The following is a 21,139-nucleotide window of genomic DNA, read 5'->3' on the forward strand; positions in this document are numbered from 1 at the left end:
AGCGTCAACCCTTGATCGACGGACCCGACTGGCAGTGGTCCGCGAGCCACTCAGCGATGCGCTCCACAGAAAGATGCGGTCCCGCGACGGTCAGCACGAACACCTCTGCCTGGTCGTCGTCCGCTTCGATGTGCAGTCCGGCAAGCTGATAGGTGCGCAGGACGAGGATCCACGACAGGCGTTTGTTCCCGTCGACCAACGGGTGCAGACGATTGACTGTGTCCATGAGTGCCGCCGCCTTGGCGTGCACCCCCGGAAAGAGCTCGACACCAAACTGACGACCGGCCGGGCGGGACAGGACGTGGAGCAGCGCCCCGGGTTCGCGCTCGTGCCAGCCGAATCGGCGGCAGATCGCCAGAGTGTCGGCGTGCGTGGGAAGCGCCGTCACGCGAGGCGGTCCAGCAGCGGGCCCCACCGCTCGGTGACGTCGTCCAGGAACGACTCGATGTCGGGTGCGGGTGTGGCATCCAGCAGTCGCGCCAACGCCTCGCCCTGACTGATCCCCTGGGCCTCGGCGCGCTCGCGCAGCCGGTCACGGACCTCGGTCGGCACCTTGATCGTCGTCATGGTCATACCTCGGAGTATACCTCCGGCTGCTGGGGGAGGGTCGGTCGACGTCGTGGCCCGACCAGAGGTCGCCGCACCCGACGTCGAGGGCGTGGTGGGCGGTGAGGTAGCGGCCCGCGCCGGTGTCCCCGGCGAGGCCTGCGCGCACGCCGTCCCAGTGGTCGCGGCCGATCACGACGGGGTGGCCGGGACGGCCGGCGTAGACGGCGCGGGCGAGCACGGCGGCCGGCGCTCCGGCGGCCTGTCGTGCGCGGTCGAGCACCCGGACGACGGCTGAGGGCGGCGCGTCGGGGGTGTCGACCGGCGTGACGACCAGTGCGTCGACGTCGAGCGACGCCGCGGCGTCGAGCCCGGCCCGCAGGGTGGCGCCGAGCCCGTCGGCCCAGTCCGGCACGACCACGACGCGCGCCGAGGCCGGGACGAGGGCGGCGACGTCGTCCGCGCGGGCGCCGACGGCGACGAGGATCTCGGGGCATCCGGCGGCGTCGAGCATCGCCACGGCACGCCCGACCCAGGTTTCACCCTCCGCCGTCCGCGCGAGCCCCTTGGGGCCGCCGAACCGTGTGCCCGCGCCCGCGGCGAGGACCAGACCGCACCACCGCATGCTCCTCCGTCCATCGGCGTCACAGAAGCGTAGTCCGCACGAAACAATGGCCGGGCTACGTTGAGTCCATGCTTAAGTCAGCGCTTGATCTGCTGCCGCTGGTGAGGTCGGGAACCCCCGTCGCCGCGGTGACGATCACGCGCGTGAGCTCCAGCGCCCCGCACGGCGTCGGGGCCGCGATGGCGGTCACTGGCGACGGCGCGGTCGTCGGGTCGATCTCCGGCGGCTGCGTCGAGGGCGAGGCCGTGGTGCTCGGGCGGCTCGCCGCCGTGACCGGCGAGGCACGCACGGCACGGTTCGGGTTCGACGACGCCACCGCGCACGCCGCGGGGCTCGCCTGCGGCGGGCAGGTCGAGGTGGTCGCCCACCGGATTGAACCCGACGACGCCCGCACCGTCCGTGCCCTGGAGGCGGCCGCCGCGGACCGCGCCGCGGCGCTCGGCATCGTCGTCTCCGGGCCGGACCTGGGGCGGGTCGTCGACGTCGATGCCCTCCGCGCGGGCGCCTCCCTGCCGGGAGAGCTCTCCGCGGCGCTGGAGTCGTCGTTCGTGGACCGCGAGAGCGTGCTGCTGCCGGGCGCCCTCGACGGCGCCGACCTGCTCGTGCTCCAGCACGCCCCCCGCGCCCGGCTGATCCTGCTGGGAGCGGGCGAGCACGCGGCCGCGCTGTGCCGCGTGGGCGCGGCGGCCGGGTTCGCGGTGACGGTGTGCGACCCGTGGGAGACGCTGGTGACGGCCGAACGGTTCCCCGCCGCGGACCGCCTGGTCACGGCGATGCCGGCCGAGTACCTCGCCTCCCTGGCCGCCGACGACACCGACGCCCGCACCGCCGTCTGCGTCCTCACCCACGACGAGCGCCTCGACGTCCCCGCGATCCGGGCGGCGCTCGCGCTGCCGGTGGGCTTCGTCGGGGCGCTGGGGGCGCGCCGCACCACCGCGCACCGCGCGGACCTGCTGCGCGCCGCCGGGGTGGACGACGTCGACCTCGCCCGCCTGCACTCCCCGCTCGGGCTCGACCTCGGCGGCACGACGCCCGAGGAGACCGCGCTGTCCGTCCTCGCCGAGATCATCGCGTCCCGCCGAGGCGGCTCGGGCATGCCGCTGCGCGAGACGACCGGTCGGATCCACCGGGATCCAGCACGCCCCGACGCCCCCGCCTGCACCACGAGCACCACCACCGAAGGAGCCCGGTCATGACCCGCACCATCCTCGAGAACGGCCACGTCGCGACGGTCGACGCCGCCGGCACGGAGCACGCCGACGGCCACGTGGTCATCGAGGGCGGCGTCATCACCGCCGTCGGGCCGGGCCGCGCGCCGGAGCACCTGCGTGCCGGGGCCGACGTCGTGGACGCCACCGGGTGCCTCGTCACCCCGGGTCTGATCAACACCCACCACCACCTGTACCAGTGGCTCACCCGCGGCTACGCGCAGGACTCCATCCTCTTCGACTGGCTGACGTCGCTGTACCCGCTGTGGTCGCGCATCGACGCGGGCCTCACCGGCGCCGGTGCCGCGGGGGCGATGGCGGTCCTCGCCCGGTCGGGCTGCACCACGGTCGGCGACCACCACTACGTGTTCCCGCAGGGGTCGGGCGACATCGTCGGCGCGCTCGTGGAGTCCGCCGCGACCGTCGGGGTGCGCCTGCACGCCACCCGCGGGTCGATGGACCTCGGTGCCTCGCAGGGCGGGCTGCCGCCGGACTTCGCCGTCGAGACCACCGACGCCGCGCTCAAGGCGTCCCAGGCCGCCGTCGAGACCTATCACGACGCCTCCCGTGAGGCGATGGTGCGGATCGCCATCGCCCCCTGCTCCCCCTTCTCGGTGACGAAGGACCTCCTGCGCGAGGCGGCGGTGCTCGCCCGCTCCCTCGACGTCCGCCTGCACACCCACGCCTCGGAGACGGTCGAGGAGGACGCCTACTGCCTCGAGCACTTCGGCTCCTCCCCCACCCAGTACCTGGAGGACCTCGGCTGGCTCGGCGACGACGTCTGGATGGCGCACGGCGTGCACCTGGACGCCACCGCCATCGCCCGCTACGCGGCCACCGGCACCGGCGTGGCGCACTGCCCGTCGTCGAACGCCCGCCTCGCCGCGGGCATCGCGCCGGTACGCGACCTGCTGGACGCAGGCGTGCCCGTCGGGCTGGGCGTGGACGGCGCGGCGTCGAACGAGTCCGGCCAGCTCGGCGTCGAGATCCGCGAGTCCGTGCTGATGAACCGGCTGCGCACGGGCGCCGACTCGATGAGCGTCCGCGACGCGCTGCGCGTCGCGACCATGGGCGGGGCCCGGGTGCTGGGCCGCCACGACGAGCTCGGCTCGCTGGAGCCGGGCAAGCTCGCCGACGTCGCCGTCTGGCGGGTCGACGGCGTGGAGCACGCCGGGATCCTCGACCCGGTCGCCGCCCTCGGTCTCGGCGCCCTGCCCCCGCTGAAGCGCCTCTACGTGGGCGGTCGCGCCGTCGTCGAGGACGCGACCCTCGTGACCGCGGACGAGCAGGCCCTCGCCCGCGGCGTCGCCGCCGCCTCGCGCGAGCTGGCCGAGCGGCTCTGACCATGGACGTCACCGCCGTCACGTCGTTCCGCGCGGCGAGGTCGCGCGCGGACCTCGCGCTCGCCCCGGGCGAGGTGGTCATCGCCGGCGGCACCTGGCTGATGAGCGAGCCGCAGCCCGGCACCACCGGGTTCGTCGACCTCACCACGCTCGGCTGGCCCGACCTCGAGGTGACCCCCGAGGGGCTGCGCGTCGCGGCGACCTGCACGATCGCCGCCCTGCGTGCCTGGGCCGAGGGCCGCGGGGCCGTCCCGGTGCCCGCCGGGTGGACGGCGGTCGCGATGGTCCCGGACGCCTGCGACGCGCTGCTCGCCTCCTTCAAGATCTGGAACACCGCGACCGTCGGCGGGAACGTCTGCCGCGCGTTCCCCGCCGCCGCGATGGTGTCGCTCGTCGTCGCCCTCGACGGCGTCGCCGAGATCTGGACGCCCGACGGCGGCACGCGCCGCACCCCCGTGGCGGACCTCGTCACCGGCGCCGGCACCACCGACCTGGCCCCCGGCGAGGTGCTGCGATCGCTGCTGCTGCCCGCCACCGCGCTGCGGGCCCGCGCCGGGCTCCGCAAGATCGCCCTGGCCGAGCTGGGCCGCTCCGGCGCCGTCGTCACCGGCCGGGTGGACCCCGACGGCGGTGCCGTGCTCGCCGTGACGGCCGCCGTCGTGCGGCCCGTCGTCCTGCGCTACGCCGCCCTGCCGGACGCCGCGACCCTGGCCGCCGACGTCACCGACGCCCCCGGCTACTACACCGACCCCCTCGGCGCGGCCGACTGGCGGCGCGGGGTGAGCGTCGTGCTCGCCGAGCGCCTGCGACGCGAGCTCGCCGGGACCGAGACCGTCGAGGAGCCCGCATGAAGATCGAGGTCAACGGGACCACCCACGACGTCGACCCGCGCCCCGGCCAGTGCCTGCGCACCCTACTGCGCGAGCAGGGGCACACGGAGGTCAAGAAGGGCTGCGACGCCGGCGACTGCGGCGCCTGTGCCGTCGTCCTGGACGGTCGGCCCGTGCACTCGTGCATCGTGCCCGCGCTGCGCGCCGACGGCGCCGCCGTCACGACCGCCGCCGGCCTGGCCCCCGGCGACGACCTGCACCCCGTGCAGGAGGCGCTCGTGCGCGAGTTCGGCTTCCAGTGCGGGTTCTGCGCCCCCGGCATGAGCGTGACGGCGTCGTGCCTCACCGCCGACGACCTGCCCGACCTCGACAAGAAGCTCAAGGGCAGCCTGTGCCGCTGCACCGGCTACCGCCCGATCCGCGCCGCGATCCGGTCCGTGCTCGACGACGGCGCGCCCGCGGCGGGCGAGGCCTGCGCCGGGCACGGCGTCGGCCGGTCGGTCACGCCCGAGCCCGCACGCCGCGTGGTGCAGGGCCGCGAACCCTTCACGTTCGACACCCCGCTCGCCCACGACGCCCTGGTGCTGCGCGTGCTCGGCTCCCCGCACGCGCACGCGCGGATCACGGCGATCGACACCGCGGCCGCCCGGGCGCTGCCGGGCGTCGTCGCCGTCCTCACCCACGCCGACGCGCCGCGCAAGCGGTTCTCGACCGCGCGGCACGAGCACCGCACGGACGACCCCGACGACACGCGCGTGCTGGACGACGTCGTGCGGTTCGTCGGCCAGCGGGTGGCGGCGGTCGTCGCGGAGTCCGCGGAGGTCGCCGACGCCGCCCTGGCCCTGATCGACGTCACCTACGACCCGCTGCCCGCCGTGCTCGACCCCGAGGCCGCGCGCCGTCCGGGCGCACCCCTGCTGCACCCCGAGCTCGGCCCGGAGGACCGCGTCGCCGAGCCCCACCGGAACGTGCTGGCCGGGCTGCACGCCGGGATCGGTGGCGACCCCGACGCCGCGCTGGCCGCGAGCGCCGTCACCGTGAACGGCACGTGGCGCACGGGCCGGGTGGCCCACGCGCAGCTCGAGACGCACGGCGCGATCGGGTGGATGGACGACGACGGCCGCCTGGTGATCCGCGCGAGCACGCAGGTGCCGTTCCTGGCGCGCGACGAGCTGGCGCACCTGTTCGACCTGCCGCGCGAGCGGGTGCGCGTGCACGCGGCCCGGCTCGGCGGCGGGTTCGGCGGCAAGCAGGAGGTGTTCGCCGAGGACCTCGTCGCGCTCGCGGTGCTCACCACCGGGCGGCCGGTGGCGTACGAGTTCTCCCGGCCGGACGAGTTCCGGCGGGCGGCGCTGCGGCACCCGTTCCGGGTGGAGGTGTCGCTCGGGGCGGACGCCGACGGTCACCTGACGGCCATGAAGCTCGACGTGCTGAGCGACACGGGCGCGTACGGCAACCACGGCATCGGGGTCCTGTTCCACTCGGTGTCGGAGTCGGTCAACGTGTACCGCTGCCCGGTCAAGCGGGTCGACGCGGAGGCCGTGTACACGAACACGGTGCCGTCGGGCGCGTTCCGCGGGTACGGGCTGGGGCAGGTGATCCTCGCCGTGGAGTCGGCGATGGACATGCTCGCCCAGGAGCTCGACGTGGACCCGTTCGAGTTGCGGCGCCGCAACGCGGTGCGCTCCGGCGACCCCCTGCTGACCGTGTTCGAGGAGCCCGAGGAGGACCTCCGCTGGGGCAGCTACGGCCTCGACCAGTGCCTCGACCTCGCCCAGGACGCCTTGCGCCGCGGGAACGGGGTGACCGCGCCCGCGGGCTGGCGCACCGGGGAGGGCATGGCGATCTCCTTCATCGCGGGCGCGGCCCCGGGCGGGCACCACGCGCACGCGACGGCGACGCTGCGCCCCGACGGCACGTACGTCCTGGCCGTCGGCACGGCCGAGTTCGGCAACGGCACCTCGACGGTGCACCGCCAGATCGCGGCCACCGTCCTGGGCGCGCCGCCGGACAAGGTGGTGCTGCGCGCCGCCGACACGGACCTCGTCGAGCACGACACCGGAGCGTTCGCCTCCGCCGGCATCGTGGTGGCGGGCAAGGCCCTCACGCGCGCCTGCACGGCCCTGGCCGACCTGATCGCCGCCGGCACGCCGGTCGGCCCCGAGGGCCTCACCGCCCACGGCCGCGACGACGGCCTGGAACGCAGCGTGGCGTTCAACGTGCACGCCGTGCGCGTCGCCGTCGACCCGGAGACGGGGTCGGTACGGGTGCTGCAGTCCGTGCAGGCCGCGGACGCCGGGTTCGTCATGAACCCCGCGCAGTGCCGAGGACAGGTCGAAGGCGGGGCCGCGCAGGGACTCGGCTCGGCACTGTACGAGGAGGTGCTGATCGACGACCGCGGGGCGGTGGTCAACCCCGTCTTCCGCACCTACCGCGTGCCGCAGTCCGCGGACGTCCCCGACACCGAGGTGTATTTCGCGGACACCTACGACACGGTCGGCCCGTTCGGTGCGAAGTCGATGAGCGAGTCCCCCTACAACCCCGTCGCCCCCGCCGTCGGGAACGCCATCGCCCGCGCCCTCGGACGGCGCCCCTACCAGCAGCCGTTCACCCGTGAGCGGGTGTGGCGGCTCGCGCAGGTGCGTTGAGGCTGGAGCTTCCCAGAACGACCTGCCGCGGCGCAGGGTCTGCCTTCATCTGGCGGCTCAACCTCCGACCGTCCCGTCGGCCACGCTCACCGACGCACCTTCAGGGGTCGCGGTCGAGAGGTCGTCCGCGATCAGCCCGTTGAGGACACGCACGACGACGCGATCGAAGAGGTCGTCGTCGGACGTCCTTGCATCGCCGAGGGCGGCCGCGAGGTGCGGGTGCCCGCCGCGCGCCACGATGTGCGCGAGGTACGCACCGGCGGTGGCCTGGGTCCGGGCGTCGACCGCGGCCCCCGTGGTCTCCGCAAGCTCGGCGCCGGCCAGCAGGCGCACGACACCGCTGAGGATGGCGAGCGCCTCAAGCTTCTCCCACCCGGGGCGTCGCACCTGGTGCAGCGCCGCCAGCCCGTGCTCCAGGTAGGCGGCGGCTCCCGGCCCGACCTGACGCCCGCTGCCCTGCGCCTCGATCATCCAGGGGTGACTCATGAGCATCGTGCGACTCTGCCGGGCGAGGGTGACCAGGTCTGCGCGCCAGTCACCGGAGAGTGGTTCGTACGGCACTGCGCCGACGACCTGGTCGATCATGAGCTCGACCAGCTCGCTGCGCGTGGCGACGTAGCGGTACAGGGACGCCGGCGCGGTACCGAGCGCCGTCGCCACCTGCCGCATCGTCGCGGCCTGCAGGCCTCTGACATCGGCGATCTCGATGGCCGCCCGCGCCAGCGCAGCGCGGCTGAACTCGGGCGCGGGCCCCCTGGCAGCCCGCTCGGGTCGCAGCCAGATGCTCGATGCGGGGTCGGTCACCACACTCACCTCCGTTTCTGCGAACAGTGTACTCAATGGGCTACCCTGAACCGCGAACACTGATCGCAGTAACAGGGGACGAAGCCATGACTGATGCCTGGACACCGACGATGCACGCCTGCAACGGGACGGTCTCCCTGGCGTACGACCGGCGTACGCAGTCCTCCGGGGAGCCACTGTTGCTCATCATGGGCCTCGGCACGTCCAGGTTCTGGTGGCCCACCGGCCTCGTGGACGCATTCGTGCAGCAGGGCTTCGACGTCGCGCGCTATGACCAGCGCGACGCCGGGGGATCCACCCGCATGCCGACCACCTCCACCAGCAACCCGTTCTCCGCACTCTTCGGGAAGATGGGCGACGCCTACTCCTCGGAGGACATGACCGACGACGCCGTCGCGGTGCTCGACGCACTCGGTTGGCGACGGGCGCACGTCTTCGGGCACTCCCTCGGTGGGGTGGTCGCCCAGCGCATCGCCCTGCGCCATCCCGACCGCGTGCTCAGCCTGGTTTCGTCGGCCGCACTGCCGAGCGACGTCTCGGGAGTCGGCGTCGCCCGCTACCTCCGGCCCGGACTGCTCGCCAAGCTCGCCCGCACGAAGTTCCCGGAGGGGCGCGAGGGGGACATCGCCGCGAGCCTCGCCGTGGCACGTGGGGTCGCTTCCCCGCGCTACCCCTTCGACGAGCAGGCCGCCCGCGAGTGGATCGAGCGCGAGGTCGACAGCGGCCCGCGCGATACCCAGGCTCAGAGCCGCCAGATCGGCGCACAGTGGCACGGGCCGCGGCTCGACACCCTGGATGTTCCCGCACTGGTGCTCCACGGTGACGCCGACCCGATCCTGCGCACCAGCGCCGGCCGGGCGACCGCACGAGCGATCCACGGGTCCCGCCTGGTCACTTTCCCCGGCGTCGGCCACGACCTCCCCGAACCGCTGTGGCCCACCATCGCCCGCGAGGTCGGTGCTATCGCGGCCGCAGCACGCAGGGTCTCGTGATCGGCTCCGACCGCCGCGGGGAACCGACCTCCGGACGCGCTCCTCGGCCGCGCCCAGCCCGCAGCGGGAGGGTGAAGTGATGGCTTAACCACGGCGAAACGCACGCACCGTCGTCCGGAAACGTCCGCTGCCTACGTTGCGGTACGTCACATCGGAAGACGTCGAGCGGAGTTCCACCCATGGCAGTTCACAGCAGTTCCTCGCGACGTGCCCGCCTGGGTGCCGTCGGCGCGATGGTCGCCGCGTCCGCGCTCGTCCTGGCGAGCTGCTCCAGCGGCGAGCCCGAGCCCGCGGGCGGGTCCGGCGAGGACGCGTCGTACGGCGAGATCAGCGTGCAGTACTCGTGGATCAAGAACGAGGAGTTCGCGGGCGAGTTCTACGCCTACGACAAGGGCTACTACGACGAGGCCGGCTTCGACGACGTGCTCGGGATCTCCGGCCCGGACACCGGCGTCGCGAAGCTCCTGTCCGGCTCGGTGCAGGTGGCGCTCAGCGACGCGGCGTCGGTCGGCGCGGCCATCGCGGAGCAGGAGGCGCCGCTGAAGATCATCGGCGCGACGTTCCAGAAGAACCCGTTCACGATCCTGTCCCTGGCCGACGGCGGGAACATCACCTCCCCCGAGGACCTCGTGGGCAAGACCATCGGCGTGCAGGACTCCAACGCGTCGGTGTTCGCCGCCCTGCTGCGGGCCAACGACATCGACGAGAGCGAGGTCACCGTCGTGCCGGTCGACTTCGACCCGACGCCGCTGATGAACGGCGAGGTCGACGGCTTCATGGCCTACCTGACCAACGAGGCCCTGACGGTCGAGCTCGCGGGCTACGACGTCACCAACCTCGCCTACGCCGAGAACGGCGTCCCCTACGTGGCCGAGACGTTCAGCGTCACCGACCAGTACCTGGCGGAGAACCGCGAGCTGCTCAAGGCGTTCCTCACCGCGGAGATCAAGGGCTGGACGCACGTGTTCACCGAGCCCACCGACGACACCGTCGCACTGGTCGAGGAGCACTACAACGCCGCGGCGGCCGAGTCCGCCGAGGGCCTGGAGGCCGTGTTCGGCGCGCTGGACCCCGAGAAGACGGCGATGGGCCTGGAGGCCTCCAAGGAGCTGATCACCACCTCCGAGACCGAGGCCAACGGCCTCTTCACCATCTCCGACGAGCTCCAGCAGCAGACCGTCGACTCCCTCGCCGCCGCCGGCTGGGAGGTCACCACCGACCAGCTGTTCGACACGTCGATCATCGACGAGATCTACGCCGAGTCCCCCGAGCTCGTCGACTACCTCCCGTAAGGAACCATGAGCAACGACCTCACGTCGGAGGCCACCGTCCCGGGGCCGTCGCAGGCGACTGCGACGGCCCCGGGCGGCACCGGCCTCGCCATCGACGGCCTCACCAAGACGTTCCCCACCGGCCGCGGCCGGAGCGTGACCGCCCTGCAGGACACCCACCTGCACACCGACCAGGGGTCGTTCCTCGCGCTCCTCGGCCCGTCCGGCTGCGGCAAGTCGACGATCCTGCGCGTGCTCGCCGACCTCGAGCAGCCGACGTCCGGCACCGTGCTCGTCGACGGCAAGACCCCGGCGCAGCTGCGCCGCGACAGCGAGCTGGGCATCGCCTTCCAGGACCACGCGCTGCTGCCGTGGCGCAGCGTCACGGCGAACATCCGCCTCGTGTTCGAGGTCGCTGGCCGCAAGGTCGACAAGGCGTACGTCGACGAGCTGGTCGCGCTGGTCGGCCTCACCGGGTTCGAGAAGGCCAAGCCCGCCCAGCTCTCCGGCGGTATGCGGCAGCGCGTCTCCATCGCGCGGGCCCTCGCCCTCAAGCCGTCCGTGCTGCTCCTCGACGAGCCGTTCGGGGCGCTGGATGACATGACCCGCCAGAACCTCAACCTCGAGCTGCTGCGCATCTGGACCGAGAAGCCCGCCACCACGCTGCTCGTCACGCACGGCATCGCCGAGGCGATCTTCCTGTCCGACCGCGTCGCGGTGATGTCCCCCCGGCCGGGACGCATCAAGGAGATCATCGAGGTCGACCTGCCCCGCCCCCGCACCCCCGACATGATGCGGTCCCCCGAGTTCCACGCGCTGGTCGACCGGGCCTCCGAGCTGCTGTTCGGGTCCGACGGCCGCGCCGCGGCGGAGGCCTGATGCGCCGCGGCCCCGGCGTGCCCACCTGGCTCGCCGGGCTCATCGGCGCCGTCGTGCTCGTCGCCGCGTGGTGGCTGTTCTCCGCCACGATCTTCGACCCACCGCCCGGGACCACCTTCACCCCCGTCCCGCCCCCCGGCGTCGTGCTCCAGACCCTCGCCGCCGACGGCCTCGCCCCCTACTGGTCGGTGTTCCAGGTGACCATCACCGAGGCGCTGATCGGCTTCGCGTGGGGCAACGGCATCGCGCTGCTGCTGGCCGCCACCGTGCTGCTCGCCCCCCGCATCGAGACGGTGGTCGTGCAGATCGCCGTGGTGAGCTACTGCTTGCCGGTCGTGGCGGTCGGCGGCATCGCCATCGTCGTCCTCGGCGGTGCCGAGCGGCCCGGCGAGCCCAGCGCGACGGCGATCTTCCTCGCGGCGCTCGCGGTGTTCTTCACCACTGTCGTCGGCGCCCTGCTGGGCTTCCGGTCCGCGGACCCGGCGAGCCTCGACGTCGTGCGCGTGTACGGCGGCTCGCGGCTCACCCAGCTGCGCAAGGTGCGGCTCGTCGCCGCGACCCCCGCCATCCTCAACGCCCTCCAGATCGCCGTCCCGTCCGCGTTCCTCGGGGCGGTGCTCGGCGAGTACATGGGCGGCACGGACCGCGGCGTCGGCATCACCCTCATCCGCCTCCAGGGCGAGCTCGACTCGCCCCGCGTGTGGGCCGTGTTCCTGCTCACCGCCGCCGTCGCCCTCATCGGCTACGGCATCGTGGGGCTGGCCGCACGACTCGCCACCCCCTGGGTGGCAGGACGGAGCACCCCGTGAACGCCGTCTCGTGGCGTCCCGTCGGGCGGGCGGTCCTCAACGCCGGCCTGACGCTCGTCATCGTCCTGGCCCTGTGGTGGGCCGTGGTCAACCTCACCGGCATCTCCGAGTACGTGGCCAAGGGCCCCGCCGAGGTGTGGGAGTTCCTGGTCACCTCGCCCGAGGCGGCGGCGAACCGCGCCGAGCTCGCCCCGCTGCTGGGGCGCACCCTGCAGGACGCCGCCCTCGGGTTCGTCGTCGGGATGAGCGTCGCCGCGGTGCTGGCGGTGTGCTTCTCGCTGTCCCGGACGGTCGAGGCCGGGGTCATGCCGCTGGCCCTGCTGCTGCGCTCGATCCCGCTGGTGTCGATCGCCCCGGTGATCATCCTCGTCACGGGCCGCGGCACCCAGGCGTCGGTGGCGGTGATCGGCTCCATCGTGGTGCTGTTCCCGGCGCTCGCCTCGATCATGTTCGGCCTGGGCCGGGCGAGCGCACAGTCGCTCGACCTGGTGCACGTGTACGGCGGGTCGCGGCTCACCGCGATGCGCAAGGTCAACGTGCCGGGCGCGCTGCCGTCGCTGTTCGCGGCCGCACGTGTCTCCGTGCCGGGCGCCGTGACGGGTGCGCTGCTCGCCGAGTGGCTCTCCACCGGACAGGGCATCGGCGGGTCGATCGTGAAGTTCACGGCGTCGGCGAAGTTCGACGACCTGTGGGCCTCCGTCGCGCTGATCACCGTCATCACGCTGCTGCTCTACAACCTGGTCCAGGTCGTGGAGAACGTCGTGCTCGCCCGCATGGCGATGACGTCCGCCCAGCGCTGACACCCTGCCCGCACGGCGGGCACGGGAGTGACGACCGGCCGGGCTCGGGGGACCCCGGCCGGTCGCCGGCCACGAGGGCCGCGCAGACGGTACCCCAAACTGACACGTGTCTGTTATTCGCGGCGACCGTGGGTGCCACCATGTCGCCATGGACACCCGGCAGCTCCGCACCCGCGCGCAGCTGCGCAGCGCGATCCTCGGTCTCGCTGCCCGGGAACCGGTCGGCACGCTCTCCGTCGCCGAGGTCGCCCGTGCGGCCGGCGTCACCCGCGACACCTTCTACCGGTACGCCGCGAGCCCGGTGGAGCTGCTGGCGGGCGTGCTCGACGACGAGGTGCGCGCCATCGAGCTGCCCGCCCAGAGCGGCGCCGACGAGTTCGAGGACGCCCTGCGGCTCCTCCTGGAGCACGTCGCGACCCACGCGGCCGTCTACCGCGCCGCGCTCGTCGACGGCGCCGACGGCAGGATCCGCGCAGTGCTCCACGACGTCGTCGCGGCGCGGCTCCAGGAGTACCTGAGCACACGACCCGCGGCGCTGCCGCCCGACGTGCCCGACGGGCTGCCCCGAGACACCGCCCGCGCGGCGCTCGTCGCGTTCTCGGCCGCGGGGACCGTCGGCGCGATCACCGAGTGGCTGCGCGCCGGCGGGCACGCGGCGGACATCCCCGCGCTCGCCCGCACCGTGCTGGCCGCGGGGCCGGCCTGGTGGCGCACCCCCGTCGCCGGGACCGCCTGACCCGCCCGACCCCTCAGGGCCGGTCGGCGGCCAGCTGCAGCACCGACTCCGCGAGCGCCCGCACCCCGTGCGCGACGTCACCGGTGGACACCGACTCGGCCGGGTGGTGGCTGATACCGTCCGGGTTGCGCAGGAACAGCATCCCGACGCCAGTGAGGGACGCGAGCGCCATGCCGTCGTGACCGGCCGGGCTGAACAGGGTCGCCGGTTCCTCGGCCCCGGGCCGCAGGGTCGAGACGATGCCCTCGCGGACGACGTCCTGGAGCAGCGGAGCGCAGAACACGGCGGGGGCGCTGTGCACCTCACGGGCCTGCCACGACAGGTGGCGGCGCCCGGTGATCTCGTCGAGCTCGGCCTCGATCGACCGCCACACGCGGTCCCGCTCACCGTCGAGCTCGCCGCGCAGATCGAGGCTGAGGTGCGCCTCCCCCGGCACGACGTTCACCGCCCCCGGGTACGCCTCGAGCTGCCCGACCGTGCCGATGACGTGGTGCTCGGCGCGGCAGAGCCGCTCGACGGCGAGCGCGGCCTCCGACGCGCCGAGCAGCGCGTCGCGGCGCCGCTCGTACGGGGTGCCGCCCGCGTGCCGGGCCTCCCCGGCGACGACGATCTGGAAGCGGCGGGCGCTCGCGATGGACGACACGACCGCCAGGGACTCGCCGGTCTCGTCGAGCCGGGGACCCTGCTCGATGTGCGCCTCCAGATAGCCGACGAGCTCCTCGGGCCGGCGCGCGGCCTCCCCGACCCGCCCGGGGTCGAGCCCGAACTCGCGGAACGCCTCCGCCAGGGTGACGCCGTCGGCGTCGGCGAGGTCCCACCACGCGGGGTCCCACGACCCGGCGACGGCGGAGGACCCGAGCAGCGCCTTGCCGAACCGGGTGCCCTCCTCGTCCCAGAACGCCAGCACCTCGACGGCGAACGGCAGCGGCGAGCGGAACCCGACGCCGTCCGGCCCGGGCACCCGCAGCAGCCGTACGACCTCCAGGGCCACCAGGACGCCGAGGATGCCGTCGTAGCGGCCGGCGTCGGGCACGGTGTCGAGGTGGGAACCCAGCACGAGGGCAGGCGCGTCGTCCCGGACCGCGCCGGAGGGCGAGCCTGCCTCCAGGCGCCCGACGAGGTTGCCCGCCGCGTCCTGGCGCGACGTCATGCCGAGCTCACGCATCCACTCGGCGACCAGCCGGTTGACGCGGGCGTGCTCGGCCGAGAGGTACACCCGCTCGATGGCGCCCGTCGTGGCTGACACCCGCGCGAGCTCGTCGCAGCGCGCCATGACGCGCCGGGCGGCCACGGCGACCAGGTCGCTCTCGGCGACGAGCAGCCGACCGGTCATGCGGCGGCCCGGTAGACGTCGGCCGCGGCCTCGACCCCGCCCGCCACCGGGACCTTCGCCCCGAACCGGCGCAGCACGGCCTCCAGCGCGGCCAGCGTGGTCAGCACGGCGTCCTGGCGCGCGTTGTACCCCATGGTGCCGATGCGCCACACCCGCCCGTGCAGGGGCCCGAACGACGTGCCGATCTCGATGCCGAAGTCCTCGAGCAGCACGGTGCGCGCGGCGTCCCCGGGGACGCCGTCGGGGATCTCGACGGCGACGACGTTGTGCATCTTGTGCGCGACGTCGCCGAAGACCTCCAGGCCGAGCGCCCGCACGCCGGCGAGCATGGCGGCCCCGGCGAGCCGGTGCCGGTCGATCACGGCGTCGCGCCCCTCGGCGAGCAGCACCCGGGCGCACTCGCGCGCCCCGTAGAGCATCGACGTGGCCTCGGTGTGGTGGTTGAGCCGCCGCGGACCCCAGTAGTCGAGGATCTGACCGAGGTCGAAGTAGTTGGAGCGCACGAAGTCCGCGGCGTCCGGGTCGCCGTCCTCGCGGATCCCCGCCTCGATGGACTTGCGGGCCACGACCACCTCGACCGCCCGGTCGGACAGCGTGATCGGGGACGACCCGGAGGGCCCGCCGAGGCACTTCTGCAGGCCCGCGGTCGCGGCGTCCAGGCCCCAGGCGTCCGCCTCGAAGTCGTTGCCGCCGAGCGAGGCGGTGGCGTCGGTGTAGAACAGGGCGCCGTGCCGGGCGCAGATCGCGCCGATCTCGTCCAGCGGCTGGTTCATCGTCGTGGACGTGTCGCCCTGCACCAGGGCCAGCAGGTGCGGCCGCACCCGGGCGACGGCCTCCTCGATCGCGGACGGCGTGAACACCTGCCCCCAGGGCACCTCGATCGTGTGGACCTCGGCCATCGCGCGTCGGGCGATCTCGGCCAGCAGGTGCCCGAACCGGCCGAACACCGGCACGAGGACCCGTTCGCCGGGACGCACGAGCGACGTGATGGCGGCCTCGATGCCCGCCCGGGACGTGCCGTCGACGAGCACGGTCGCCTCGTTGCGGGTCGACCACACGCCGCGGTACAGCTCCTGGGTCTCGGTCATCGTGGCGGTCATGAACGGGTCGTACTGACCGACCAGCGGCGCGGACATCGCGCGCAGCACGCTCGGGTACGCCGAGATCGGTCCCGGTCCCATGAGCAGCCGGGCGGGCGGGTCGATCGGGCCGGGCAGCGGGGCGTGCGTCATGCGGGGGAACCTCCGGGTGCAGGGACGTCGGCGGCGAGGCGCGCGAGGCGGCGGCCGAGCCGGACGAGGGCGATGTCGGTGCCGCGGCGCGAGACGACGCACACCCCGACGGGGGCTGCGCCGAGCAGCGACGGCACGGTGAGCAGCGGCACGGACAGGGCGGGCAGGCCCGCCACCGCGGCGGGGGTAGTCATGCGCAGCGTCGCGGCGCGCACGGCGTCGACGGCGGCGGCGTCCCGGGTGCGCATCGGTGCGGGGCCGGGCACGGTCGGCAGCAGCAGGACCGCGTCGTCGGTCAGGCGCTCCAGGCGTCCGGCGAGCGGGCCGAGGGCCTCGCGGGCGGCCGACTCGTCGTCGGCGGTCACCTGCGCCGCCGCGCGGAAGCGGTCCGCCACGGCCGCGCCGACGGCGTCGGGGTGCTCGCGCAGCCACGGCCCGTCGTTGCGCCACGCCTCGGCGCCCTGCACGGTGCGGAACGGGGCGAGGTAGTCGTCCAGCGGCCCGATGGGCACCTGCTCCACCGCGGGCGCCTCCGGGTGGGCGGCCAGCGCGGCCAGGAACGCCTCGAACGCGGCCCGGGTGGCCGGTTCGACGTCGTCGAGCACCTCGGTGGGGACCAGCAGGTGCCACGGCAGGTCGTGGCCCGACTCGCCGTAGACGCTCTCGGTGGACTCCGAGCCGTCGTAGCTCAGGCACCAGTCGGCGACGCGTTGCAGGGTGTCGCCGTCGCGGGTGAGCCAGCCGACGGTGTCGAAGGACTGCGCGAGCGGAAGCATCCCCTGCCGGGGCACCAGCCCGTGCGTCGTGCGCAGCCCCCACAGCCCCTGGTAGGACGCGGGCACCCGCACCGACCCGGCGGTGTCGGTGGCGAGCCCGACCTCGGCCTGCCCGGTCGCGACGGCGGACGCCGGGCCGCTGGACGACCCGCCGGGCAGCGCGCCGGGCAGGGCGCCGTTGGGCGGGGTGCCGTAGTGGGCGTTGTCCCCGGCGATCGAGTAGGCGAACTCGTCGGTGCGCGCGATGCCGCGCAGCGAGGCGCCGCCGCGCAGCAGGTCGCTCACCGCGGGAGCCATCGACCGCTCGGGCCGGGCCGTCTGCAGGAACGTCGGGTTCCCGGCGCCGATGCGGTAGCCCTGGACGGCGAACACGTCCTTCACCGCGACCGTCAGCCCGGCCAGCGGCCCGTCCCAGGCGCCCTGGTAGAGCGGGTCGCCGACCGTGCGCCACACGGACCGGTCGAACGCCTGCGCGCGGGGCGTGACGTGCGCGGCCGTGATGCGCCACGTCTCGCCGTCGCGCTGCCACACCTGCGTCTGCAGGCCGGTGCCGCCGCTCGCGTACCGGGAGACGGACACCAGCAGGGCGACGCCGGGCGCGAGCTCGCGGTGCTCGATCCGCTCGATGACGCGCGGCGGCACCCCGCCGCGCGTGGAGCGGAACGCCGAGATCGCGTCGTGCCCGACGAGCAGCCCGGCGGCATCGCCGCGCAGCGTGTCCGCGGCGGGCGCGAACGCGTCGTCGAGGTGGTCGAGGTCGTCGGCGGCGAGGGCCGCCTCGTACGCCGTGAACGCGGCCAGCAGCGCGGGCGGCACCGACCCGGAGCCGGGGACGCCGTCGGTGACGCTCATCGGGCGACCCCCTCGAAGTCGGCCTCGCGGATGCGGGCGTGGACGCCGCACACGACGTCGACCACCTGGGAGACGTCGAAGTCGGTGGCGGCGGACAGGTAGGCGTAGGCGAGGTGCTCGTCGAGCCCCCACCGGGCCTGGATCAGGGCGAGCGACGCGCGGACGGCGCGACGCATCGCCTCGTCGAGGTCGGGGTCCATCCCGGTCGGGACGAGGTAGCCGTCGGCCCGCACGAGGGGGCCCAGCACGTCGCCGAACTCCGCGAGCGCCTCGGCGCGCGGCACGACGTCGAACCGCAGCGTCGCGCGCAGCGACCCCTCCAGCGCGGTGAGCGCCACCTCGCCGTCACCCTGCGCGAAGTGCGGGTCGCCGACGTAGGCCAGCGCGCCGTCGACCTGCACCGGCAGGTACAGCACAGAGCCCTCGGTGAGCAGGCGGATGTCGATGTTGCCGCCGTGCGCGCCCGGCGGCACGGAGTGCGGCCGGTCGCCTCCCTCGACGGCGACGCCCATCGTGCCGAGGAAGGGCGCGAGGGGGAACTCCACGACCCGCGGGCCGCCCTCGGTGACGGGCAGCGTGCCGACGAGCCGCCCGTCACGCTCGGCGACGGGGCAGAACACGCTGACCGTGCCCGGCGTGCGGGGCAGCTCGCCGGGCAGCGCGCCCTTGCCGTGCCGGTTCGAGATGACGCCGTAGGGCACCCGCAGGGCAAGCTCCTCGACGGTGATGCGCAGCAGGTCGCCGGGTCGGGCGCCGGCGACCCGGACGGGCCCGGTGACGACGTGCGGACCGTCGACGCCCGGGTCGCGGGCGAGGGAGCCGGCGATCTCGACCGCGTCGTCGAGCACCTGCTCGCGCGGCACGCCGTGCCGGGCGAACCAGGCGGCCGGGTCCTTGCCCTGGTCCTCGAGGATCCCCTCGTGGCTGATCGTGTCGATCGTGACCGTCTCGCCGGGGGCGACCGTCAGCACCGGGGCGTCGGAGGCGCAGGGCAGCCGGCCCCACAGGACGGTGGCCGGCGTCGCGGGCAGGTAGTGGTCGCCGGGCACGGTGCCCGGGTGCGGCTGGAGGATCGGTGTCGGCACGGGCGGGGTCCTCTCGGTGTCCGGCGTCGTCGCCGGGGTGGCGGACGGCGGAGGTGTGGTCGACGTGGTCGCCGGCGTCGGCGCCGCCGCGGTCACCGCGCCGCCCCGGCCGTCGTGGCGGACCCGGTCGCGGCAGGCCCGGTCGCGGCGGTGCGCGCGGCGAGCAGGCGCCCCTGCGGCTCCCCCACGACCCCGCCGGCGGCGAGGTCGAACACCGTCTCCCCGTGCAGCCACGTGCGGTGCACGCGCCCGGCGAGGGTGCGGTGGTCGTAGGCGGAGACGGGGTTGCGGTGCAGGAGCGTGGCCGCGTCGACGACGAACTCGTCGTCGGGCGCGAAGACCGCCAGGTGCGCGGCGGTGCCCGGCTCGATCGCCCCGACGCCGGTCAGGCCGGCGACGGCGGCGGGACCGGTGGTGAACAGCGGCACCAGGGCCTCCAGCGGGACGCCGCGCGTGCGGGCCTCGGTCCAGACGGCCGACAGCCCGACCTGGAGCCCGGACACGCCGCCCCAGGCGAGCCCGAAGTCGCCGTCGCCGGACCGCTTGAGCTCGACCGTGGACGGCGAGTGGTCGGTGACGACGGCGTCGATCGTCCCGTCGAGCAGCCCCTGCCACAGCAGGTCCTGGTTCGCGGTGCCGCGGATCGGAGGGCAGCACTTGAACTCCGCCGCGCCGTCCGGGATCTCCTCGGCGGTGAGGGTCAGGTAGTGCGGGCAGGTCTCGACGGTGAGGTCGACGCCGTCCGCCTTCGCGGCACGGATCAGCGGCAGCGAGGCGGCGTCGCTGAGGTGCAGCACGTGCACGCGGGCGCCGGTGCGGCGCGCGGCCGCGACGACGGCCCCGATCGCCGTCGACTCGCTCGCCGGGGGCCGCGAGCGCAGGAACGCGTCGTAGCCGCGGCCCAGCGCCCCGGGGGCGGCCAGCAGGTCGGGGTCCTCGGCGTGCACGATGAGCCGGGAGCCGAGCACCGCGACCTCCGCCGTCGCGGCGTCGAGGCCCGCGCCGTCCAGGTGGCCGAACTCCGGGACGCCCGACGGCGCGAGGAAGCACTTGAAGCCGAACACGCCGGCGTCGTGCAGGGGTGCCAGGGCGCCGAGGTTCTCCGGGACGGCGCCGCCCCAGAACCCCACGTCCACCCGCACCTGCGGGGCGGCCGCGGACTGCTTGAGGGCCAGCGCCTCGGCGGTGGTGGTGGGGGGCAGCGAGTTGAGGGGCATGTCGACGATCGTGGTGACGCCGCCCGCCGCGGCCGCCGCCGTCGCGGAGGCGAAACCCTCCCACTCGGTGCGGCCGGGCTCGTTGACGTGCACGTGGGAGTCGACCAGGCCGGGCAGCAGCACGGCGTCGTCGGGCACCAGGGTCTCCGCGGCGCCGGGGACGGGGGCGTCCACCGGCAGGACCGCCTCGAACCGGCCGCCGTCGACCACGACCGCCGCCGGGCGGAAGCCGCCGTCCACGAAGGCACGGCGGGCGCGGACCACGTGGCGCGTCATCGGCGCGCCCGGGCATCGGTGGAGCGGATCGTCATGAGGCCTCCCGGTGGACGAGGCGGACGCGATGCACGCCCGCAGAGTGTCAAGTCATTGCTTAACACTCTCCCGTTTCACTCCGGTAACGCCGCGATGACGTCGGGCACCGCGTCCGGCACCTGCTCCGCCCCGCCCGGCTCCACCGTCAGCCAGATCGCCACCGCCACCTCGTCCGTCGCGTTGACCACCCGGTGCGGGCGCGACGCCGCGAACGACAACGACCCACCCGGCCCCAGCCGCACCTCGCCGTCCGAGAACTCGAACGTCAGCTCGCCGGCCACCACGTGCCCGCAGTCGTAGCCCGCGTGCACCAGCATCTCGCCGTCCGGGCTCGACGCCGCGCGCGGGGGGTACGTCGACTCGAACAGCGTCACCCCCCGCAACGGCGCCGGCGACAACCGCCGGTACGTCACCCCCTCCCCCAGGTGCGCCGGCCGGTCGTCGTCCCCGTAGGACACCAGCACGCCCGGCACCGGCTCCGCCACGTCGCCGCCCGCCGTCGCCCGCGGCGCCGCCACCGCGACGTCGTCGAAGATCGCCGACACCGGCGCCCCCAGCACCCCCACCAGCTCGACCAGCCGCTGCACCGACGGCTTCATCACGCCCGTCTCGATCTGCGACAACGCGCTCGACGAGATCCCCAGCTCCTGCGCGACGGAGGCCAACGACCTCCCCGACGTCGTCCGCAGCCGGCGCAGCCGCGTCCCGATCTGAGCGGGCAGGGGGGTGGTGTCCACGTCGTCTCCTGTCGGCGAAGGTGGCGTCATCGTAGGCCGACCACCCGGGCGTCACGCCGCCGACATCACCCCGAAACGACCCGGCAGCCTGCGCGACGTACGTT

General features: G+C 74.5%; 20 protein-coding genes. 10 read left to right on the plus strand and 10 right to left on the minus strand.

Features of this window, described 5'->3' with window-relative positions; genetic code table 11:
• Positions 1-4 precede the first annotated feature (4 nt).
• From I598_RS06070 to I598_RS06075, 3 genes are read right to left on the minus strand one after another with little or no spacing between them, the layout of a single operon-like run.
• Complete coding sequence (locus tag I598_RS06070; RefSeq protein ID WP_068202145.1) at positions 5-388, minus strand: type II toxin-antitoxin system death-on-curing family toxin; 384 nt, start codon at positions 386-388, stop codon at positions 5-7.
• Complete coding sequence (locus I598_RS17585) at positions 385-573, minus strand: hypothetical protein (protein WP_157557165.1); 189 nt, start codon at positions 571-573, stop codon at positions 385-387. The genes I598_RS06070 and I598_RS17585 overlap by 4 nt, the downstream gene beginning before the upstream one ends.
• Positions 533-1,171, minus strand: coding sequence for a nucleotidyltransferase family protein (locus I598_RS06075; RefSeq protein WP_068202147.1), 639 nt, complete (start codon positions 1,169-1,171; stop codon positions 533-535). The genes I598_RS17585 and I598_RS06075 overlap by 41 nt, the downstream gene beginning before the upstream one ends.
• A gap of 68 nt (positions 1,172-1,239) precedes the next feature.
• On the opposite strand from I598_RS06075, the gene I598_RS06080 reads away from it, so the two are divergent.
• From I598_RS06080 to I598_RS06095, 4 genes are read left to right on the plus strand one after another with little or no spacing between them, the layout of a single operon-like run.
• Positions 1,240-2,367, plus strand: coding sequence for an XdhC family protein (locus I598_RS06080; RefSeq protein WP_068202149.1), 1,128 nt, complete (start codon positions 1,240-1,242; stop codon positions 2,365-2,367).
• Positions 2,364-3,722, plus strand: a complete 1,359-nt coding sequence (locus tag I598_RS06085) for an 8-oxoguanine deaminase (protein WP_068202151.1) — start codon at positions 2,364-2,366, stop codon at positions 3,720-3,722. Before I598_RS06080 ends, I598_RS06085 begins: the two co-directional genes overlap by 4 nt.
• 2 nt (positions 3,723-3,724) lie before the next feature.
• The gene (locus I598_RS06090) at positions 3,725-4,573 is read left to right on the plus strand and encodes an FAD binding domain-containing protein (RefSeq protein ID WP_068202155.1); all 849 of its coding nucleotides are present in this window, start codon (positions 3,725-3,727) and stop codon (positions 4,571-4,573) included.
• Positions 4,570-7,200 (plus strand): molybdopterin-dependent oxidoreductase, encoded by a 2,631-nt coding sequence (locus I598_RS06095; RefSeq protein WP_068202157.1) that lies wholly within the window; start codon positions 4,570-4,572, stop codon positions 7,198-7,200. The genes I598_RS06090 and I598_RS06095 overlap by 4 nt, the downstream gene beginning before the upstream one ends.
• 57 nt (positions 7,201-7,257) lie before the next feature.
• Here I598_RS06095 and I598_RS06100 read toward each other — a convergent pair whose 3' ends face one another.
• The gene (locus tag I598_RS06100) at positions 7,258-8,004 is read right to left on the minus strand and encodes a TetR/AcrR family transcriptional regulator (RefSeq protein WP_198155762.1); all 747 of its coding nucleotides are present in this window, start codon (positions 8,002-8,004) and stop codon (positions 7,258-7,260) included.
• 35 nt (positions 8,005-8,039) lie between these two features.
• Between I598_RS06100 and I598_RS06105 the strand changes: the two genes are divergently transcribed.
• From I598_RS06105 to I598_RS06130, 6 genes are all read left to right on the plus strand, one after another.
• Positions 8,040-8,996, plus strand: a complete 957-nt coding sequence (locus tag I598_RS06105; protein ID WP_232314277.1) for an alpha/beta fold hydrolase — start codon at positions 8,040-8,042, stop codon at positions 8,994-8,996.
• Positions 8,997-9,175: 179 nt separating this feature from the next.
• Positions 9,176-10,288 (plus strand): ABC transporter substrate-binding protein, encoded by a 1,113-nt coding sequence (locus tag I598_RS06110; protein WP_068202161.1) that lies wholly within the window; start codon positions 9,176-9,178, stop codon positions 10,286-10,288.
• 6 nt (positions 10,289-10,294) lie between these two features.
• The gene (locus tag I598_RS06115; protein ID WP_083972948.1) at positions 10,295-11,146 is read left to right on the plus strand and encodes an ABC transporter ATP-binding protein; all 852 of its coding nucleotides are present in this window, start codon (positions 10,295-10,297) and stop codon (positions 11,144-11,146) included.
• Entirely contained in the window at positions 11,146-11,955 is an 810-nt protein-coding gene (locus tag I598_RS06120; RefSeq protein ID WP_068202163.1) for an ABC transporter permease, read from the plus strand. The genes I598_RS06115 and I598_RS06120 overlap by 1 nt, the downstream gene beginning before the upstream one ends.
• On the plus strand, positions 11,952-12,755 hold the full coding sequence (locus tag I598_RS06125) for an ABC transporter permease (RefSeq protein ID WP_068202165.1): 804 nt from the start codon (positions 11,952-11,954) through the stop codon (positions 12,753-12,755). The genes I598_RS06120 and I598_RS06125 overlap by 4 nt, the downstream gene beginning before the upstream one ends.
• A gap of 148 nt (positions 12,756-12,903) precedes the next feature.
• A complete protein-coding gene (locus I598_RS06130) occupies positions 12,904-13,491 on the plus strand; it encodes a TetR/AcrR family transcriptional regulator (protein WP_068202167.1) in 588 nt (195 codons plus the stop codon).
• 13 nt (positions 13,492-13,504) lie between these two features.
• Here the strand turns inward: I598_RS06130 and I598_RS06135 are convergent, their stop codons facing one another.
• The 6 genes from I598_RS06135 to I598_RS06160 all read right to left on the minus strand — a co-directional run bounded on the left by I598_RS06135 (position 13,505) and on the right by I598_RS06160 (position 21,035).
• Positions 13,505-14,824 (minus strand): allantoate amidohydrolase, encoded by a 1,320-nt coding sequence (locus I598_RS06135; protein WP_068202169.1) that lies wholly within the window; start codon positions 14,822-14,824, stop codon positions 13,505-13,507.
• On the minus strand, positions 14,821-16,056 hold the full coding sequence (locus I598_RS06140) for a pyridoxal-phosphate-dependent aminotransferase family protein (RefSeq protein WP_068202171.1): 1,236 nt from the start codon (positions 16,054-16,056) through the stop codon (positions 14,821-14,823). The genes I598_RS06135 and I598_RS06140 overlap by 4 nt, the downstream gene beginning before the upstream one ends.
• Complete coding sequence (locus I598_RS06145; protein WP_068202172.1) at positions 16,053-17,684, minus strand: AtzH-like domain-containing protein; 1,632 nt, start codon at positions 17,682-17,684, stop codon at positions 16,053-16,055. Before I598_RS06145 ends, I598_RS06140 begins: the two co-directional genes overlap by 4 nt.
• A complete protein-coding gene (locus I598_RS06150; RefSeq protein WP_068205034.1) occupies positions 17,681-18,769 on the minus strand; it encodes an acetamidase/formamidase family protein in 1,089 nt (362 codons plus the stop codon). The genes I598_RS06145 and I598_RS06150 overlap by 4 nt, the downstream gene beginning before the upstream one ends.
• 92 nt (positions 18,770-18,861) lie before the next feature.
• On the minus strand, positions 18,862-20,262 hold the full coding sequence (gene allB / locus I598_RS06155) for an allantoinase AllB (protein WP_068202174.1): 1,401 nt from the start codon (positions 20,260-20,262) through the stop codon (positions 18,862-18,864).
• A 110-nt stretch (positions 20,263-20,372) separates the two neighbouring features.
• Positions 20,373-21,035, minus strand: coding sequence for a helix-turn-helix domain-containing protein (locus I598_RS06160; protein WP_068202176.1), 663 nt, complete (start codon positions 21,033-21,035; stop codon positions 20,373-20,375).
• Between the last annotated feature and the right edge of the window lie 104 nt (positions 21,036-21,139).

It is taken from the genome of Isoptericola dokdonensis DS-3 (genome assembly GCF_001636295.1).
GTDB lineage: Bacteria > Actinomycetota > Actinomycetes > Actinomycetales > Cellulomonadaceae > Isoptericola > Isoptericola dokdonensis.

What these genes read in the sequence shown, in the direction of transcription:
- I598_RS06105 (WP_232314277.1), top strand. Translation starts at nt 8,040, where the DNA reads ATGGGCTACCCTGAACCGCGAACACTGATCGCAGTAACAGGGGACGAA.
- I598_RS06110 (WP_068202161.1), top strand. Translation starts at nt 9,176, where the DNA reads ATGGCAGTTCACAGCAGTTCCTCGCGACGTGCCCGCCTGGGTGCCGTC.
- I598_RS06095 (WP_068202157.1), top strand. Translation starts at nt 4,570, where the DNA reads ATGAAGATCGAGGTCAACGGGACCACCCACGACGTCGACCCGCGCCCC.
- I598_RS06145 (WP_068202172.1), bottom strand. Translation starts at nt 17,684, where the DNA reads ATGAGCGTCACCGACGGCGTCCCCGGCTCCGGGTCGGTGCCGCCCGCG.
- I598_RS06085 (WP_068202151.1), top strand. Translation starts at nt 2,364, where the DNA reads ATGACCCGCACCATCCTCGAGAACGGCCACGTCGCGACGGTCGACGCC.
- I598_RS06120 (WP_068202163.1), top strand. Translation starts at nt 11,146, where the DNA reads ATGCGCCGCGGCCCCGGCGTGCCCACCTGGCTCGCCGGGCTCATCGGC.
- I598_RS06130 (WP_068202167.1), top strand. Translation starts at nt 12,904, where the DNA reads ATGGACACCCGGCAGCTCCGCACCCGCGCGCAGCTGCGCAGCGCGATC.
- I598_RS06080 (WP_068202149.1), top strand. Translation starts at nt 1,240, where the DNA reads ATGCTTAAGTCAGCGCTTGATCTGCTGCCGCTGGTGAGGTCGGGAACC.
- I598_RS06075 (WP_068202147.1), bottom strand. Translation starts at nt 1,171, where the DNA reads ATGCGGTGGTGCGGTCTGGTCCTCGCCGCGGGCGCGGGCACACGGTTC.
- I598_RS06135 (WP_068202169.1), bottom strand. Translation starts at nt 14,824, where the DNA reads ATGACCGGTCGGCTGCTCGTCGCCGAGAGCGACCTGGTCGCCGTGGCC.
- I598_RS17585 (WP_157557165.1), bottom strand. Translation starts at nt 573, where the DNA reads ATGACCATGACGACGATCAAGGTGCCGACCGAGGTCCGTGACCGGCTG.
- I598_RS06140 (WP_068202171.1), bottom strand. Translation starts at nt 16,056, where the DNA reads ATGACGCACGCCCCGCTGCCCGGCCCGATCGACCCGCCCGCCCGGCTG.
- I598_RS06090 (WP_068202155.1), top strand. Translation starts at nt 3,725, where the DNA reads ATGGACGTCACCGCCGTCACGTCGTTCCGCGCGGCGAGGTCGCGCGCG.
- I598_RS06115 (WP_083972948.1), top strand. Translation starts at nt 10,295, where the DNA reads ATGAGCAACGACCTCACGTCGGAGGCCACCGTCCCGGGGCCGTCGCAG.
- allB (WP_068202174.1), bottom strand. Translation starts at nt 20,262, where the DNA reads ATGACGCGCCACGTGGTCCGCGCCCGCCGTGCCTTCGTGGACGGCGGC.